Genomic DNA, 17,537 nt, shown 5'->3' with positions numbered 1-17,537 from the left:
CCTCCTGGACCGGTCGTCAGAGCAGGCCCACGGCCGTGTCGACGGCGGCGGCGACGTCGCCGTCCGCCGGGTAGAGCAGCGACCGGCCCACCACGAGCCCCTGGACGGTCGGCAGCCGCAGGGCCCCCCGCCACTTCTCGTACGCCGCGTCCTGGTCGGCCCCCACGTCGCCCCCGAGGAGGACGGCGGGGAGGGTGGTGGTCTCCATCACCCGGGCCATGTCGTCGGGGTCGTCGGTGACGGGCACCTTGAGCCAGGTGTACGCGGAGGTGCCGGCGAGCCCGGAGGCGATGGCGAGCGACGTGGTCACCGCCTCGGCGCTCAGGTCGTTGCGGACGCGGCCGCCGCCGTCCGGGTCGCGCCGGCAGAGGAACGGCTCGACGAAGACCGGGAGCCGGCGCTCGGCCATGGCGTCGATGGTGCGGGCCGCGGTGACCAGGGTGGTGAGGGAACCGGGGTCGGCGCGGTCGATGCGCAGCAGCAGCTTTCCGGCGTCGAAGCCGAGGCGGGCGAGGTCCTCGGGGCGGTGGCCGGTGAACCGGTCGTCGAGCTCGAACGCGGCCCCGGCGAGGCCGCCGCGGTTCATCGACCCCATGACGACCTTGCCCTCCAGGGCCCCGAGGAGCAGCAGGTCGTCGAGGATGTCGGCGGTGGCGAGGACGCCGTCGACGCCGGGGCGGGAGAGCGCGAGGCAGAGCCGTTCCAGCAGGTCGAGGCGGTTGGCCATGGCGAGCGGCCGGTCGCCCACGGCCAGCGCGCCGCGGGCCGGGTGGTCGGCCGCGACGATCATCAGCCGGCCGGAGTCTCCGAGGAGCGGCCGCCGCACGCGGCGGGCGGCGGCCTCCGCGACGGCCTCCGGGTGGCGGGCGCGCACCCTGACGAGCCGCGCGAGGTCGACGGTCACGGCCGCCCACCCTCCGCGCGGGCGGCGGCGGGGGTGCCGTCCAGCAGGGCCGCCACCTCGTCGGGGAACGGCATGGCGGACGAACAGGCGAGGCGGGAGGCGACGATCGCACCGGCCGCGTTGGCGTACCGCACGGCGGTCGCCGGGTCCCACCCGGCGAGCAGCCCGTGGCACAGGGCTCCCCCGAAGGCGTCACCCGCGCCCAGGCCGTTGACCACCTCGACCGGGACGGGCGGCACGTCGGCGGTGCGGCCGTCCGCCGTCATGGCGAGGACGCCCCCGGGGCCCCGCTTGACGACGGCGAGCCGGACGCCCGCGTCGAGGAGGGCGCGGGCGGCGGCGTACGGCTCGCGCTCCCCGGTGGCGATCTCGCACTCGTCGACGTTGCCGACGGCGACCGTGGCGTGCCGCAGCGCGGCGGCGTAGTGGGGCCGGGCCTCGTCGGCGCCGGACCAGAACATCGGCCGCCAGTCGAGGTCGAACACGGTGATCCGACCGTCCGGCGCGGCGGCGTACCCGGCGGGACCCGCCCCCCGGGCCCCGTCCGGGGACGCGCCGCCCCGCGACGCGCCGCCCGAGCGTGCGGCGAGGGCCGCGAGCGTGGAGGAACGGCTCGGCTCGGCGGACAGGCCCGTGCCGGTCATCCAGAACACGCGCGCGTCCGCGACGGCCGCCAGGTCCAGCTCGTGCCGGTGGATCTCCAGGTCGGGGGCCTTCGGCTGCCGGTAGAAGTAGAGCGGGAAGTCGTCGGGCGGGAAGATCTCGCAGAAGGTGAGCGGGGTCGGGTACGCCTCCACCGGCGTCACCCACCGGTCGTCCACGCCGAACGCCCGCAGCTCCTGGTGGAGATACGCGCCGAACGGGTCCGCGCCCGTGCGGGTGATCAGCGCGGTGCGCCGGCCGAGCCGGGCCGCCGCGACCGCCACGTTGGCGGGCGAGCCGCCGAGGAACTTGCCGAACGTCTCGACCCGGGCGAGCGGGACGCCGGTCTGGAGGGGGTAGAGGTCCACCCCGATGCGCCCCATGGTGATGAGGTCGTACGGATCGGTCGCCATCCATGTCCCCTTCGTGTCGGCGCCGTGACCAGGTCTAGCCGTCACCGTAAAGCCTGTCAACATTTTGTCCGGACATTCGGACCAAGCCTTGACGGCCCGCTCCGGCCGCCACCAAGCTGGCCCCCATGACGCCGCAGTCACCACCGCCGCTGTCCCGCATCCGGATCGGCTCCGCCCCCGACTCGTGGGGCGTCTGGTTCCCCGACGACCCGGGCCAGGTCCCCTGGGAGCGCTTCCTCGACGAGGTCGCCGAGGCCGGGTACGAGTGGATCGAGCTCGGCCCGTACGGCTACCTGCCCACCGACCCCGCCCGGCTCACCGAGGAGACCGCCCGGCGCGGGCTGAAGGTCTCGGCGGGGACGGTCTTCACCGGGCTGCACCACGGCGAGGCCGTCTGGGAGAAGACCTGGGCGCACGTGGCGGACAACGCCGCCCTCGCCCGCGCCGCGGGCGCCGGCCACCTCGTGGTCATCCCGTCCTTCTGGCGCGACGACAGGACCGGCGAGGTGCTGGAGGACCGGAACCTGACCGCGGACCAGTGGCGCGACCTGACCCGGCTGACCGAACGCCTTGGCCGGGAGGTGCGCGACCGCTTCGGTCTGCGCGTCGTCGTCCACCCGCACGCCGACACCCACATCGACACCGAGGAGAACGTCGGCCGGTTCCTCGACGCCACCGACCCCGAGCTGGTCGCGCTCTGCCTGGACACCGGGCACTACGCGTACTGCGGCGGCGACAGCGTCGCGCTGATCGAGACGTACGGCGAACGCATCGGCTACCTGCACCTGAAGCAGGTCGACCCGCGGATCCTGGCCGAGGTGGTCGCGGAGGGCACCCCGTTCGGGCCCGCGGTGGCCCGGGGCGTGATGTGCGAGCCGCCCGGCGGCGTCCCGGCGCTGGAGCCCGTCCTGGCCGCCGCCCAGGCGCTAGGCGTCGACCTGTTCGCCATCGTCGAGCAGGACATGTACCCCTGCCCGCCGGACCGGCCCTTCCCCATCGCCGAGCGGACCCGCCGCTTCCTGCGGTCGTGCGGCGCCTGAGCGCGCCGCTTTCGTCACGGTCGTCCCTTCCGTGTCACGTATGTCTCCATGACGCGGGTCTTCCGTCACAAGCGCTCGACAGGCCCTTCCCGGCCGTCACTGTGCGTCGTTCATCGGGCACAGGCTGAGTGATCGCCAGCGTCCGCGCCCCGGCTCCCCACGACGGTCCTCCCGGACCGCGCCGCGGCGCGCGCAGGGAGGTGCACAGATGACGGACAGAAAGCTCTGGTCCTACAAGGAGATCGCCGCGCACATCCGCGTCCAGCCGGACACGGTCCGCTCGTACCGGAAGCACGGCCTGCTGCCGAAGCCCGACCACATGGAGGACGGAAAGCCCTACTGGCACCCGGACACGATCCGCGTCTGGGTGGCGAACCGCCCCGGCAACCGGGCCCGCGGGAGCTGACACCCGCGCCCCTGAGCCGCGCCCGCCGGGCCCCGCCGTCGCGGGGCCCGGCACCCGGCCCCGCACCCCCCCGGTGCGGGGCCGGCCGCACAACCGGCTTGCCCGGCACCGGCGCGGGCCCGGAGGATCACCGAATGATCGACTTCTCCGTCAAACCGACCCTCACCGGCGACCACGTCGTCCTGCGGCCCACCACCGAGCAGGACGCGGAGGCGATCGCCGAGATCCTCACGGATCCGGAGGTCCTGACCTTCACCGGGACGCCCGCCGGCGATCCCGCGCCCTCGCTCGACTTCCTCCGCTCCTGGTACGGCTCCCGCGCCGACCGGACCGACCGCCTCGACCTCGCGCTGGTCGACCGGGCGTCCGGCGAGACGGTGGGGGAACTGGTCTTCAACGAGTGGGACGAACCCAACCGCAGCTGCAACTTCCGCACCCTCGTCGGCCCGCGCGGGCGCGACCGGGGCCTGGGGACGGAGGCGATCAGGCTCTTCCTCGCCCACGGCTTCGAGCGGGTCGGACTGAACCGGATTTCCCTGGGCGTCTACGCCTTCAACCCGCGCGCGATCCGGGTGTACGAGAAGGTCGGCTTCGTCCGGGAGGGCGTGGAGCGGGAGGCCCTGCTGCACGAGGGCCGGTGGATCGACTCGGTGACCATGTCCGTACTGGCCCGGGAGTGGGCCGTCCACCGGGGGCACCCCTCCTGAGCCCGCGGGATCACCGGCCGCCCGGCCCGCGACGGGACCCGCCGGCCCCGGCGCGGCCCAGGGCCGGGCGACGCGCCGCGGCGGGCGACCCCACTGGCCTTCATACCCCCTAGGGGTATAAAGTGACGACACCAGGACGCCACGCGGTTCCCGCGTACCCCGCGAGTCCCGTGAGCCCCTGCCGCACCGCGACCGCGATCGAAGAGGAGAACACCATGACCGCCGAGACGAGGACCGAACTCCCCCAGGCGACCGGCTCCTGCTGCTCGCCCGCCGGCTCCTGCCACGACGGCGCGACCGAGGACCGGACCGGCGGCGTCACCACCGTGTACGAGGTGCGGGGCATGACCTGCGGCCACTGCGAGGGCGCGGTGGGCGAGGAGATCTCCGCGATCGCCGGCGTCACCTCGGTCAAGGCGGTCGCCGCCACCGGACTGGTCACCGTCACCTCGCAGGCCGCCCTCGACGAGGACGCGGTGCGCGCGGCGGTCGACGAGGCGGGTTACGAGCTCGTCGGCCGGGCCTGACCCGTCCGGGCCGGTCGCCCGCGGCCCCGCCCGTCGACCCCGCCCGACCACCTCCGGCCGGACCGGACCGCACCGCGACCGCGGGCGGCCGGCCCGGCCGTGGTCGTTTCCTCCACCTTTGGTGGTGACTGCCTGTCCCCGACTCCGTATCTCCACGTGATTTCACCTTCACGTGACTCACAGGACCTTCACAAAGAGATCTAGATCACAGATATTTGGGGGTAACCATTTGGACGGCTCGCGAGTCTAAATGGGCGATGCCAAGAACGTCTTGGGGGACGTTCATGGGATGTCTTGGGGGACGTCCCAGGCAAGCGTTGGCCGGGGCACGTGCACCGGGGAGCTTTGAGCGGCCCTCCCGTACGTACCCCGGCAGATCGCATCGCGAGCTTCTGCTGGAACCCGGCAGACGCCCGGACCCGGATCCCGTGGGGGGAATCCGTTCCGGGGATATGGGGAGCGCCCCGCTCGCCGACCCGTGGGGGGATCGGCGGCGGGGCGCTCCTGTACGACATCGGCGCGGCGGGGCGCCCGGCGGGCGCCCCTCGCGGCGTCGGGTCAGCGGCCCTCGACCGGGACGAAGTCCCGCAGGACCTCGCCCGTGTAGATCTGGCGCGGGCGGCCGATGCGGGAACCCGGCTCCTTGATCATCTCGTGCCACTGGGCGATCCAGCCCGGCAGCCGGCCGAGCGCGAAGAGCACCGTGAACATCTCGGTCGGGAAGCCCATGGCCCGGTAGATCAGACCGGTGTAGAAGTCTACGTTCGGGTAGAGGTTGCGCGAGACGAAGTAGTCGTCGGCGAGCGCGTGCTCCTCCAGCTTGAGCGCGATGTCCAGCAGCTCGTCGGACTTGCCGAGCGCCGAGAGGACGTCGTGCGCCGCCGCCTTGATGATCTTCGCCCGGGGGTCGAAGTTCTTGTAGACGCGGTGGCCGAAGCCCATCAGGCGGACGCCGTCCTCCTTGTTCTTCACCTTGCGGATGAAGGAGTCGACGTCACCGCCGGTGGCCTGGATGCCCTGGAGCATCTCCAGCACCGACTGGTTGGCGCCACCGTGCAGCGGGCCCCACAGGGCCGAGATGCCGGCGGAGATCGAGGCGAACATGTTCGCCTGCGACGAGCCGACCAGGCGCACGGTCGAGGTCGAGCAGTTCTGCTCGTGGTCGGCGTGCAGGATCAGCAGCTTGTCGAGGGCCGAGACCACGACCGGGTCGAGCTCGTACTCCTGCGCCGGGACCGAGAAGGTCATGCGGAGGAAGTTCTCGACGTACGACAGGTCGTTGCGCGGGTAGACGAACGGGTGACCGATCGACTTCTTGTACGCGTACGCGGCGATCGTGGGCAGCTTGGCGAGCAGCCGGATCGTCGAGAGGTGACGCTGCTTCTCGTCGAACGGGTTGTGGCTGTCCTGGTAGAACGTCGACAGCGCGCTGACGACCGAGGACAGCATCGCCATCGGGTGGGCGTCGCGCGGGAAGCCGTCGAAGAACCGCTTGACGTCCTCGTGCAGCAGGGTGTGCTGCGTGATCTCGTTCCGGAAGGCCGCCAGCTCGTCGACCTTGGGCAGCTCACCGTTGATCAGCAGGTACGCCACCTCGAGGAAGGTGGAGCGCTCGGCCAGCTGCTCGATGGGGTAGCCGCGGTACCGCAGGATGCCCTGCTCGCCGTCCAGGTAGGTGATCGCGGATTTGTAGGCGGCGGTGTTGCCGTATCCACTGTCCAGGGTCACCAGACCGGTCTGGGCTCGGAGCTTCCCGATGTCGAAGCCCTTGTCACCGACGGTGCTCTCGACCACCGGGTAGGTGTATTCACCGTCCGCGTACCGCAGTACTACAGAGTTGTCGCTCACGTCATCCCTCACCGACGTAGTGCCTCTTCTTCGAGGTGCCCTGACTGTCTCTACCATCCCCCACTTGGCCCAGCAGAGTGCACTCGGGGTCGACCATTCGGCCGCTTGGCGGCACTCAGTGCCGTCAACCTGCTCATCCTGCCCCCTTCGCCCCGCTTGCGAAAGTCCGGATGATCCTCAGGTGATGTTTCCCACCCGCACCTCACCTTTCAGCCGATGCCGCAGTGAGGTAAAGCGCCGTCCGGCGGACACGGTCCGCACCGCCTGCCCGATCGCCTTGCGGGACCCCACCAGGACGACGAGCTTCTTCGCCCGGGTGACGGCCGTGTAGAGCAGGTTCCGCTGGAGCATCATCCAGGCCCCCGTGGTGACCGGGATCACCACCGCCGGGTACTCGCTGCCCTGGGAGCGGTGGATGGTGACGGCGTACGCGTGGGCCAGCTCGTCCAGCTCGTCGAAGTCGTACGGAACCTCCTCGTCCTCGTCGGTCAGCACCGTCAGCCGCTGCTCCTCCACGTTCAGTGACGTGACCACGCCGACCGTGCCGTTGAAGACCCCGTTCGCGCCCTTCTCGTAATTGTTGCGAATCTGCGTGACCTTGTCGCCGACGCGGAACACCCGGCCGCCGAACCTCTTCTCCGGGACGTCCGGCCGCGACGGGGTGACCGCCTGCTGGAGGAGGCCGTTGAGGGTGCCCGCCCCGGCCGGACCCCGGTGCATCGGCGCCAGCACCTGCACGTCCCGGCGCGGATCGAGCCCGAACCGCGCCGGCAAACGGCGGGCCGCGACGTCGACGGTGAGCCGGCCGGCGTCCTCGGTCTCCTCCGCCACGAACAGGAAGAAGTCCGGCAGCCCCGAAGTGATCGGCTGTTGACCAGAGTTGATCCGGTGGGCGTTGGTCACCACACCGGACTGCCGGGCCTGCCGGAAGATCCGGGTGAGCCGCACCGAGGGAACCGGCCCGCCCGGGACCAGCAGGTCGCTCAGCACCTCGCCCGCCCCGACGCTGGGCAGCTGGTCGACGTCCCCCACCAGCAGCAGGTGCGCACCCGGCGCCACCGCCTTGACCAGCTTGTTGGCGAGCAGCAGGTCCAGCATGGACGCCTCGTCGACCACCACCAGGTCCGCGTCGAGCGGCCGGTCCCGGTCGTACGCCGCGTCCCCGCCCGGCTTCAGCTCCAGCAGCCGGTGCACGGTGGACGCCTCCGCGCCGGTCAGCTCCGCCAGCCGCTTGGCGGCCCGGCCGGTGGGGGCCGCGAGCAGCACCTTGGCCTTCTTGGCACGGGCCAGCTCCACGATCGACCGGACCGTGAAGGACTTGCCGCACCCGGGGCCGCCCGTCAGCACCGCCACCTTCTCGGTGAGGGCCAGCCGCACCGCCTCCTCCTGCTCGGGCGCCAGTTCCGCCCCCGTACGGTCCGCGAGCCACGCCAGCGCCTTGTCCCAGGCCACGTCCCGGAAGGCCGGCATCCGGTCCTCCTCGGTGCGCAGGAGCCGCCGGAGCTGGGCGGCCAGCGAGACCTCCGCCCGGTGGAACGGGATCAGGTAGACGGCCGTCAGCGGCTGCCCCTCCGGGCCCGGCACCTGCTCGCGGACGACCCCCTCCTCGTCGTCCGCCAGAGCGGCCAGGCAGTCGATCACCAGGCCCGTGTCGACCCCGAGGAGCTTCACCGCGTCGGAGATCAGCTGCTCCTCGGGCAGGAAGCAGTGCCCCTGGTCGGTGGACTGCGACAGGGCGTACTGCAACCCGGCCTTCACCCGCTCCGGGCTGTCGTGCGGGATGCCCACGGCCTGCGCGATCCGGTCGGCGGTGAGGAACCCGATGCCCCACACGTCGGCGGCGAGCCGGTAGGGCTGGTTGCGCACCACGGAGATCGAGGCGTCCCCGTACTTCTTGTAGATGCGCACCGCGATGGAGGTGGAGACGCCGACGCCCTGGAGGAAGACCATCACCTCCTTGATCGCCTTCTGCTCCTCCCACGCGGCGCCGATCATCCGCGTCCGCTTCGGGCCGAGCCCCGGCACCTCGACGAGCCGCTCCGGCTGCTTCTCGATCACGTCCAGCGTCTCCACGCCGAAGTGCTCGGTGATCCGGTCGGCGATGCGCGGCCCGATGCCCTTGATCAGTCCGGAGCCCAGATAGCGGCGGATCCCCTGCACGGTGGCGGGCAGCACGGTCGTGTAGTTCTCCACCGTGAACTGCCTGCCGTACTGCGGGTGCGACCCCCAGCGCCCCTCCATGCGCAGCGACTCCCCCGGCTGCGCGCCGAGCAGCGAACCGACCACCGTGAGCAGCTCCCCGCCCCCGCGCCCGGTGTCGACCCGGGCCACTGTGTAGCCGTTCTCCTCGTTGGCGTACGTGATCCGCTCGAGGACCCCTTCGACCACTGCCAGACTGGACATGCCCCCGACGCTACCGGTGGGCTCCGACAGCGCGTACGGCCTGTGGACGACCCACGGGAACCGGCGCCACCACCCGGTCCCCGGCGGGCCGGTGGCGGCGGCGCACGGCGAAGGGGCCCGGTCGTCGGACCGGGCCCCGAGCGCTCCCCCCAGCAGGGCTTTCCGAATCCCCCCGGATCCCCCCGGAAGCCCTGACACCACGTATGACACGCGTGGGCACGGAAGGTTGTACGCGCCTGGGGGAGAAGTTTCAGAGCACGTGCGCGACGTACCGGCGTGCCGTGTCCTCCAGGACGTCGAGGCCGTCGCGGGCCCACAGGGTGTCGTTGAAGAGCTCCACCTCGATGGGGCCCGTGTAGCCGGCCGCGTCGACGCGTTCGCGCCAGGCGCGCAGGTCGACGGTGCCGTCGCCGAGCTGCCCGCGGCCGGTGAGGACACCGGCGGGGAGCGGGGTGGTCCAGTCGGCGAGCTGGAAGGAGTGGATGCGGCCCTCGGCACCGGCGCGGGCGACGGCGGCGGGGGCGCGGTCGTCCCACCAGACGTGGTACGTGTCGACCACGACACCCACCTGCGCGGCGGGGAACGGCTGGGCCAGTGCGAGGGCCTGGTCGAGGGTGGAGACCGCGCACCGGTCCGCCGCGTACATCGGGTGGAGGGGTTCGATCGCGAGGCGGACCCCCCGGGACGCGGCGTACGGGGCCAGTTCGGCGAGCGCGCCGGCGATGAGGGCGCGCGCGGCGGGCAGGTCCTTGCCGCCGGGCGGCAGGCCGCCGGAGACCAGGACCAGGGTGTCGGTGCCGAGCGCCGCCGCCTCGTCGACGGCCGCGCGGTTGTCGTCCGGGCCGGCGGTGGTGGTGAAGAAGCCGCCCCGGCACAGGGTGGTGACGGCGAGCCCCGCGTCGCGGACGAGCTTCGCGGTGGCCTCCAGGCCGTACTCCGCGACCGGTTCGCGCCACAGGCCGACGCCGGGGATGCCGAGGCGCACGCAGGCGTCGACGAGGTCGGGGAGGGGCAGCTGTCTGACGGTCATCTGGTTGATGCTGAAGCGGGCCAGATCGCTCATCGCTCGGCTCCGTACACCGACAGCAGGGACTTCATGCGGGCCTCGGCCAGCTCCGGGTCCGGGAACAGGCCCAGTCCGTCGGCCATTTCGTACGCCTTCGCCAGGTGCGGCAGCGAGCGGGCCGACTGGAGGCCGCCGACCATGGTGAAGTGGTCCTGGTGGCCCGCCAGCCAGGCCAGGAACACCACGCCCGTCTTGTAGAAGCGGGTCGGTGCGGAGAAGAGGTGCCGGGAGAGGGCGACGGTCGGGTCGAGGAGCGCGCGGAAGCCCTCCTTGTCGCCGGTGTCCAGCACCCGTACCGCTTCCGCCGCCAGCGGGCCGAGCGGGTCGAAGACGCCGAGCAGGGCGTGGCTGAAGCCGTGCTCGTCGCCCTCGATCAGTTCGGGGTAGTGGAAGTCGTCGCCGGTGTAGCAGCGCACGCCCTCGGGGAGTCGGCGGCGCAGCTCGACCTCCCGCCCGGCGTCCAGCAGGGACACCTTGACGCCGTCGACCTTGTCCGGGTGCTCGGCGACGACCTTCAGGAAGACGTCGGTGGCGGTGTCCGGGTCGGCCGAGCCCCAGTAGCCCTCCAGGGCCGGGTCGAACATCGGGCCGAGCCAGTGGAGGACGACGGGTTCGGCGGACTGGCGCAGCAGGTGGCCGTAGACCGCCAGGTAGTCCTCGGCACCCACGGCGGTCGCCGCGAGGGCGCGGGAGGCCATGAGGACGGGCTGCGCGCCGGTGGACTCGACGAACGACAGCTGTTCCTCGTAGGCGTCGCGTACGCCCGCCAGGTCCGTGGGGCCGGTCAGCTGGTCGGTGCCGACGCCCGCCGCGATCCGGCCGCCGGCCGCCTTCGCCTCGGCGGCCGAGCGGCGGACGAGTTCGGCCGCGGCCGGCCAGTCGAGGCCCATGCCCCGCTGGGCGGTGTCCATCGCCTCGGCGACGCCCAGTCCGTGGGCCCACAGGTGGCGGCGGAAGGCGAGGGTGGCGTCCCAGTCGATCGCGGCCGGGGAGTCCGGGGACACGTCCGCGGAGGGGTCGGCGACGACGTGGGCGGCGGAGAAGACCGTACGGGAGGCCAGGGGCGCTCCACCGGCGGTGAAGGACGCCGGTTCCGTGCGCGGTTCGTAGGTGCCGTGCGGGAGCCGGATGGTCACAGCGTCAGCTCCGGCACGTCGTGGCGGCGGCCCTCCGCGGAGGACTTCAGGCCCAGTTCGGCGAGTTGCACGCCGCGCGCGCCGGCCAGCAGGTCCCAGTGGTACGGCTCGTCGAGCACCACGTGCCGCAGGAACAGCTCCCACTGGGCCTTGAAACCGTTGTCGAACACGGTGTTGTCGGGGACCTCCTGCCACTGGTCGCGGAACGCCTCCGTGGCGGGGATGTCGGGGTTCCACACCGGCTTGGGGGTGGTGGAGCGGTGCTGGACGCGGCAGCCGCGCAGCCCGGCGACGGCCGATCCGTGGGTGCCGTCGACCTGGAACTCGACCAGCTCGTCGCGGTGGACGCGTACCGCCCAGGAGGAGTTGATCTGGGCCACGGCGCCGCTCGCCAGCTGGAAGATGCCGTACGCGGCGTCGTCGGCGGTGGCGGCGTAGGGCTTGCCGTCCTCGTCCCAGCGCTGCGGCACGTGGGTGGTGACGTGGGCGGTGACGGCGGTGACGCGGCCGAACAGCTCGTGGAGGACGTACTCCCAGTGCGGGAACATGTCGACGACGATGCCGCCGCCGTCCTCGGCGCGGTAGTTCCAGGACGGGCGCTGGGCCTCCTGCCAGTCGCCCTCGAAGACCCAGTAGCCGAACTCGCCGCGCACGGAGAGGATCTCGCCGAAGAAGCCGCCGTCGATGAGGCGCTTCAGCTTCACCAGGCCCGGCAGGAAGAGCTTGTCCTGGACGACGCCGTGCTTGACGCCGGCGTCGCGGGCGAGGCGGGCGAGTCCGAGGGCCGCGGCGGTGTCGGTGGCGGTGGGCTTCTCGGTGTAGACGTGCTTGCCGGCGGCGATCGCCCGGGTGAGGGCGTCGGCGCGGGCGGAGGTGACCTGGGCGTCGAAGTAGATCTCGGTGGTCTCGTCGGCGAGGACGGCGTCGAGGTCGGTCGACCACTCGGTCAGGCCGTGGCGGTCGGCGAGTTCGCGCAGGGCGTGCTCGCGGCGGCCGACGAGGACGGGCTCGGGCCACAGGACCTGGCCGTCGCCGAGGTCCAGGCCGCCCTGCTCGCGGAGGGCGAGGATCGAGCGGACCAGGTGCTGCCGGTACCCCATCCGCCCCGTGACGCCGTTCATGGCGATCCGCACGGTTCTGCTTGTCACGAAGGTCCTCCAAGTGTCGTCGGCGCCGTGGGTCGCGGCCGGTCCGCGAGGCGGCTCGCCCGGGTGAGTCATGCCCGGACGACGTCGTAGCAAGCGCTTTCTACCGGTGATGACGCTAGCCTGCCGACAGCGGCCCGGACAAGGGCCTCGTCCGACTCTCCTCGGAGGAACGCGATGACAGTCACCCTGGCCGATGTGGCGGCGCGCGCCCGGGTGTCCCCGGCCACCGTCTCCCGCGTCCTGAACGGCAACTACCCCGTCGCGGCCGCCACCCGGGAGCGGGTGCTGCGGGCGGTCGACGAACTCGACTACGTGCTGAACGGCCCCGCCAGCGCGCTCGCCGCCGCCACCTCCGACCTGGTCGGCATCCTGGTGAACGACATCGCCGACCCGTTCTTCGGGATCATGGCCGGGGCCGCGCAGCACGCCATGGGCGAGGGGTCGGGGCGGGCGGGCGGGGAGAAGCTCGCCGTCGTCTGCAACACCGGGGGCTCCCCCGAGCGGGAGCTGACCTATCTGACCCTCCTCCAGCGCCAGCGCGCGGCCGCCGTCGTCCTGACCGGCGGGGCGGTCGAGGACGCGGTCCACACCGCGGCGACGGCCGCCAAGCTGGCCAGGCTCGCGGACGCCGGGACCCGCGTGGTGCTGTGCGGCCGGCCGCCGGTGCCCGGGGCGGGCGAGGCGATCACGGCGGCGCTGACCTTCGACAACCGGGGCGGCGGGCGGCGGCTGACGGAGCACCTGCTGACGCTGGGGCACCGGCGGATCGGGTACGTCGCCGGCCCCGCCGAGCGCACCACCACCCGCCACCGCCTGGAGGGTCACCGCGCCGCGATGGAGGCCGCCGGGCTGGGCGGCGCGGGCCTGGACCGGCTCACCGTGCACGGCCGCTACGACCGGCGCTCCGGGTACGACGCGACGCTGGAGCTGCTGCGGCGCGCACCGGACCTCACCGCCGTGGTGGCCGCCAACGACACGGTGGCGCTGGGCGCCTGCGCCGCGCTGCGCGACCGGGGGCTGCGCATCCCGGACGACATCTCCGTGGCGGGCTTCGACGACCTGCCGTTCTCGGTGGACGCGGTGCCCGCGCTCACCACCGTACGGCTGCCGCTGCACGAGGCGGGGGCGCGGGCCGGGCGGCTGGCGACCGGCACGGAGGCCCCTCCGCCGGGCGGCGTCGCCACGATCGGCGGGGACCTCGTGGTCCGCGCGTCCACGGGCCGGCCGGCGGCCTGACCGGACGGGCCCGCCGTACGGAAGCGCCCGGCCGCGCGGCCCGTGCCGGGGCGGCGGCGGGTGCGGGAGCACGCCGTGGCGCGCCCGTGTGCGCGGCACCCCGCGCGCGGAGGCGGGCCGGGCTCGTGCGGCACCCGGCGCTGGCCTTGGGCGGCCGGGGGCCGTGCCGGGCGTACGGATGTACGGGTGTATGGGGCGGGCTTGGGCCGGGCGGCGGGCGGGCGCCGTTGCGCGGGCCATGACGGCGCGGCCGCGGGGTACGTTCCCCCGGGAACGCACCGGGCCCGGAGCGGCGCCCGTACCGCACGAAGGAGCTCCAGACCGTGAAGTACGCCTTCTCCACCCTCGGCGTCCCCGGGATGCCGGTCCCCGACGTCGTCCGCCTCGCCGCGGAGAGCGGCTACCAGGGCGTGGAGCTGCGCGCCCACCCCGAGGAGCCGGTGCACCCGGGGCTCGTGGGACACGAGCGGCGTGCCGTGGCGGAGGAGTTCGCACGGGCGGGCGTCGAGATCCTGACGGTCGCGGGGTACGCGCGGGTCGCCGAGGCCGGGGACGACGAGCCCGTGTACGAGGAGCTGCACCGGCTGCTGTACCTCGCGGCCGACCTGGGCGCGCCGTACGTCCGGGTGTTCCCGGGCGGGGGCGATCAGGACCCGGCGGAGGCGGACGCCACGGCGGCCCGGCGGCTGGGCGCGGCGGCGGAGGTCGCGGCCGACCTGGGCGTACGGATCCTGGTGGAGACCCACGACTCGCATCCCACGGGCGCGGACCTGGCGAGGATCGTGGGGGCGGTCGGCCACAAGCACGTGGGCGCGCTGTGGGACGTGCTGCACCCCTGGGCGGCCGGCGAGGCACCGGCGGCGACGCACGCCGTGCTGGCGCCCTACCTGGGGTACGTGCAGGTGAAGGACGTCGCCTCGGCGCAGGACGGCACCCCGCTGCCCCTGGGGGCCGGGGCGGTGCCGCTCGCGGAGTGCCTGGCGCCGGTGGGCGACGGGGACGGCGAGCAGTGGGTGTGCTGGGAGTACGAGAAGCGGTGGTACCCGGCCGCGGCCGACCTGCCGCCGCTGCTGGCGGCCGGGCGGGAGCATCTCGCCCGACTCGCCTGAACGGACCGCCCGGCGCTCCCGCCCGGCCCGGACGGACCGCCAGCACCCCCGCCCCGCCCGGACGGAGCCGTCGCGGCGGTCGCAGGCACGGCCCCCGGCCCCCGGCCCGACCCCCGGCTGTGCACTGTTCGGGCGGGCTCCGGGCGACACGGCGTCACATGGGCACGGTGAGCGGGCGTACGGGTGTGAACCTGGCGTGATCCCCGGGACCGGCCGGGGCATTCCCCGACCTCGCCCGAAGGAGTTCCTCATGGTGTCCAGACGCAGCTTCGTGCGGGCCGGCGGTCTCGCCGCCGCCTGGTCACTGGCCGGTGCGCAGCGGCCCGCCGGCGCCGCGGTGACGAAGGAGCCGCCGCCCGTCGGGGACCACGTCCCGGCCACGGAGCTGGGGAGCGGCTCGGCCTGCGTGGTGCCTCCGGAGCACGACCCGGAGGTGATCAGGATCGTCTACCGGGTGGGCAGCGAACTGGGCGTCAACGACAAGGTGATGCTCGCCGGCTTCGAGGCCGGGTGGGTCGAGTCCCACATGCACAACCTGGACTGCGGGCACCTCGACTCGGTCGGCGTCTTCCAGCAGCGCCCGAGCCAGGGGTGGGGCACCCGCGAGCAGTGCATGGACGTGACGTACGCGTCCGACGCGTTCTTCACCCGGGCCGTCAAGACCGAGCGCGCCCACCCGGAGTGGACCGCCGGCCAGGTCGCGCAGGGCGTGCAGCGGTCGGCCTACCCCGAGCGGTACGACCAGGCGGAGGCGAAGGCGCGGGCGCTCCTCGACGAGGCGCGGGCGGGTGCGGGCGCGCCGGTGGCCGCGGCACCGGGCCCGTGGACCGGTGCGGCGCGGGGGCCCGGGGGCGGCCTCCCGGCACCGGCTGCCGTTCCCGGCGCGGCGTGCGAGGGTCCTTGACCTGGCAGTTACTTTCCGGCTATGCGTGACTCCTTGGAAGTTTCCTTCATCCGCATGGCCGGAAGGAGCACCGATGCACCACCGCGCCACCGCCACCACCCCCTCCAGACGCACCCTCCTGACCGTCACCGCCGCGGCGGCGGCCGCCGCCGTCACCGGGGCCGCCACCCCCGCGGGGGCGGCATCCGACGAGCGCCGCCTCGAACGGCTCATCTCCCGGATGAGCCTGGAGGAGAAGGTCGGCCAGCTCTTCGTCATGCGGGTGTACGGGCACTCCGCCACGGACCCCGACCAGGCCGACGTCGACGCCAACCTCAAGGAGATCGGCGTGCGCACCGCCGCCGAGCTGATCGCGCGGTACCACGTCGGCGGCATCATCTACTTCTCCTGGGCCCACAACACCCGCGACCCGCACCAGATCGCCGACCTGTCCAACGGCGTCCAGCGCGCCGCGCTCGACCGGGCCGTCCCCGTGCCGCTCCTGATCTCCATCGACCAGGAGCACGGCATCGTCGCCCGGATAGGGGAACCGGCCACGCTCATGCCCGGCGCCATGGCGCTCGGCGCGGGCGGCTCGCGCTCCGACGCCCGGCGCGCCGCCCACCTGGCGGGCACCGAACTGGCCGCGATGGGCATCCGGCAGAACTACGCGCCCGTCGCGGACGTCAACGTCAACCCGGCCAACCCCGTCATCGGCGTGCGCTCCTTCGGCGCCGACCCGAGGGCCGTCGCCGGCATGGTCGCCGCCCAGGTCAGCGGCTACCAGCGGGCGGGCGTCGCCGCCACGTCCAAGCACTTCCCCGGCCACGGCGACACGTCCGTCGACAGCCACTACGGCCTGCCGACCATCACCCACACCCGGGAGCAGTGGCGGACGCTCGACGCCCCGCCGTTCCGCGCCGCGATCGCCGCCGGCATCGACTCGATCATGACGGCGCACATCGTGGTCCCCGCCCTCGACCCGGCCGAGGACCCCGCCACCCTCTCCCGTCCCATCCTCACCGGGATCCTCAGGGAGCAGCTGGGCTACGACGGGGTGGTCGTGACCGACTCGCTCGGCATGGAGGGCGTGCGGACCAAGTACGGCGACGACCGGGTGCCGGTCCTCGCCCTGAAGGCGGGCTGCGACCAGCTCCTCAACCCGCCGAAGCTGGCGGTGGCGTGGAACGCCGTGCTGGCGGCGGTGCGGAGCGGGGAGATCAGCGAGGCCAGGATCGACGAATCGATTCGCCGCATCCTGCGCCTGAAGGCGAAGCTGGGTCTCTTCCACGAGCCCTACGTCACCCACGACGCCGTCGACCGCACGGTGGGCACCCGGCCGCACCTGGCCACCGCCGACCGGATCGCCGAGCGGACCACCACCCTGCTGCTCAACGAGGGCGGGCTGCTCCCGCTCGACAGCGCCCGCCTGCCGAACCTCCTGGTCGTCGGCGCCGACGCCGCCTCCCCCTCGGGGACGACCGGCCCGCCGACCGCCACCCTGGCCGGCGCCCTCGCCGAACTCGGCTTCACCACCACGGTGCTGCCGACCGGCACGGCCCCGACCACCGCGAAGATCGACGAGGCGGTGGCGGCGGCGGCCGGCAAGGACGCGGTGGTCGTCGGGACGTACAACGTGACGGCGACCAGCAGCCAGCGCACCCTGGTGTCCCGGCTGGCCGCCACGGGCGTCCCGGTCGTCACGGTCGCCATCCGCAACCCGTACGACATCGCCCGTCTCACCGGCCAGCGCGCCACGCTGGCGACCTACTCCTGGACGGACGTCGAACTGCGGGCCGCCGCCCGGGTCATCGCGGGCCGGGCGCGGCCGGAAGGGCGGCTGCCCGTCCCCGTGCAGCGCGCGGACGACCCGACCCAGGTGCTCCATCCGGTGGGCTACGGCCTGACGTACGACTAGGGAGTGTCCGCAAAGTATCGGCGTCCGCCCGGAGGGCGGGGGTCGCGGTGTCCGGTGCGTGCGATCGCAAGGCGGAGGAGGGAGCCATGGCGGTGGGGGCACCTCCCGTGCCCGAAGGGCCACGGGGGACATGGTGACCGACGACAACGCC

The 17,537-nt window shown here is 73.5% G+C and carries 15 protein-coding genes; 8 read left to right on the top strand and 7 right to left on the bottom strand.

From position 1 onward, the window contains the following. Positions 1-16 precede the first annotated feature (16 nt). Together A4V12_RS12760 and A4V12_RS12755 are read right to left on the bottom strand one after the other, a co-directional pair. Entirely contained in the window at positions 17-904 is an 888-nt protein-coding gene (locus A4V12_RS12760) for a Cgl0159 family (beta/alpha)8-fold protein (protein WP_064069420.1), read from the bottom strand. Next, entirely contained in the window at positions 901-1,959 is a 1,059-nt protein-coding gene (locus tag A4V12_RS12755; RefSeq protein WP_064069419.1) for a 5-dehydro-2-deoxygluconokinase, read from the bottom strand. Before A4V12_RS12755 ends, A4V12_RS12760 begins: the two co-directional genes overlap by 4 nt. Positions 1,960-2,084: 125 nt before the next feature. Between A4V12_RS12755 and A4V12_RS12750 the strand changes: the two genes are divergently transcribed. From A4V12_RS12750 to A4V12_RS12735, 4 genes are all read left to right on the top strand, one after another. Further along, the gene (locus tag A4V12_RS12750; protein WP_064069418.1) at positions 2,085-2,999 is read left to right on the top strand and encodes a sugar phosphate isomerase/epimerase family protein; all 915 of its coding nucleotides are present in this window, start codon (positions 2,085-2,087) and stop codon (positions 2,997-2,999) included. 208 nt (positions 3,000-3,207) lie between these two features. Further along, positions 3,208-3,405 carry a helix-turn-helix transcriptional regulator gene (locus tag A4V12_RS12745; RefSeq protein ID WP_064069417.1) on the top strand — a complete coding sequence of 66 codons (198 nt, stop codon included), beginning with the start codon at positions 3,208-3,210 and terminating at the stop codon, positions 3,403-3,405. Between the two features lie 134 nt (positions 3,406-3,539). After that, positions 3,540-4,112, top strand: coding sequence for a GNAT family N-acetyltransferase (locus A4V12_RS12740; RefSeq protein ID WP_064069416.1), 573 nt, complete (start codon positions 3,540-3,542; stop codon positions 4,110-4,112). 215 nt (positions 4,113-4,327) lie between these two features. Next, entirely contained in the window at positions 4,328-4,639 is a 312-nt protein-coding gene (locus A4V12_RS12735; RefSeq protein ID WP_064069582.1) for a heavy-metal-associated domain-containing protein, read from the top strand. Between the two features lie 558 nt (positions 4,640-5,197). Here the strand turns inward: A4V12_RS12735 and A4V12_RS12730 are convergent. From A4V12_RS12730 to A4V12_RS12710, 5 genes are all read right to left on the bottom strand, one after another. Then, positions 5,198-6,487, bottom strand: coding sequence for a citrate synthase (locus A4V12_RS12730; protein ID WP_064069415.1), 1,290 nt, complete (start codon positions 6,485-6,487; stop codon positions 5,198-5,200). A 177-nt stretch (positions 6,488-6,664) separates the two neighbouring features. Next, positions 6,665-8,890 carry an SF1B family DNA helicase RecD2 gene (gene recD2, locus A4V12_RS12725; protein ID WP_064069414.1) on the bottom strand — a complete coding sequence of 742 codons (2,226 nt, stop codon included), beginning with the start codon at positions 8,888-8,890 and terminating at the stop codon, positions 6,665-6,667. A gap of 250 nt (positions 8,891-9,140) precedes the next feature. Then, positions 9,141-9,953 carry a sugar phosphate isomerase/epimerase family protein gene (locus A4V12_RS12720; protein ID WP_064069413.1) on the bottom strand — a complete coding sequence of 271 codons (813 nt, stop codon included), beginning with the start codon at positions 9,951-9,953 and terminating at the stop codon, positions 9,141-9,143. Beyond that, on the bottom strand, positions 9,950-11,092 hold the full coding sequence (locus tag A4V12_RS12715) for a dihydrodipicolinate synthase family protein (RefSeq protein ID WP_064069412.1): 1,143 nt from the start codon (positions 11,090-11,092) through the stop codon (positions 9,950-9,952). Before A4V12_RS12715 ends, A4V12_RS12720 begins: the two co-directional genes overlap by 4 nt. Next, positions 11,089-12,240, bottom strand: coding sequence for a Gfo/Idh/MocA family protein (locus tag A4V12_RS12710; protein ID WP_064069411.1), 1,152 nt, complete (start codon positions 12,238-12,240; stop codon positions 11,089-11,091). The genes A4V12_RS12715 and A4V12_RS12710 overlap by 4 nt, the downstream gene beginning before the upstream one ends. 174 nt (positions 12,241-12,414) lie before the next feature. On the opposite strand from A4V12_RS12710, the gene A4V12_RS12705 reads away from it, so the two are divergent. The 4 genes from A4V12_RS12705 to A4V12_RS12690 all read left to right on the top strand — a co-directional run bounded on the left by A4V12_RS12705 (position 12,415) and on the right by A4V12_RS12690 (position 17,386). Next, positions 12,415-13,476, top strand: coding sequence for a LacI family DNA-binding transcriptional regulator (locus A4V12_RS12705; RefSeq protein WP_064069410.1), 1,062 nt, complete (start codon positions 12,415-12,417; stop codon positions 13,474-13,476). Between the two features lie 323 nt (positions 13,477-13,799). Further along, positions 13,800-14,585: a sugar phosphate isomerase/epimerase family protein gene (locus A4V12_RS12700; protein WP_064069409.1), complete on the top strand. Its 786-nt coding sequence runs from the start codon at positions 13,800-13,802 to the stop codon at positions 14,583-14,585. 250 nt (positions 14,586-14,835) lie between these two features. Further along, complete coding sequence (locus A4V12_RS12695; RefSeq protein WP_064069408.1) at positions 14,836-15,489, top strand: hypothetical protein; 654 nt, start codon at positions 14,836-14,838, stop codon at positions 15,487-15,489. Between the two features lie 73 nt (positions 15,490-15,562). Further along, a complete protein-coding gene (locus A4V12_RS12690; RefSeq protein WP_064069407.1) occupies positions 15,563-17,386 on the top strand; it encodes a glycoside hydrolase family 3 protein in 1,824 nt (607 codons plus the stop codon). Positions 17,387-17,537 lie beyond the last annotated feature (151 nt).

It is taken from the genome of Streptomyces noursei (assembly GCF_001646665.1).
Classification (GTDB): Bacteria; Actinomycetota; Actinomycetes; order Streptomycetales; family Streptomycetaceae; genus Streptomyces; species Streptomyces lavendulocolor.
The sequence above is the reverse complement of the archived record's forward strand: the minus strand, read 5'-3'. Positions and strand labels throughout refer to the sequence as shown.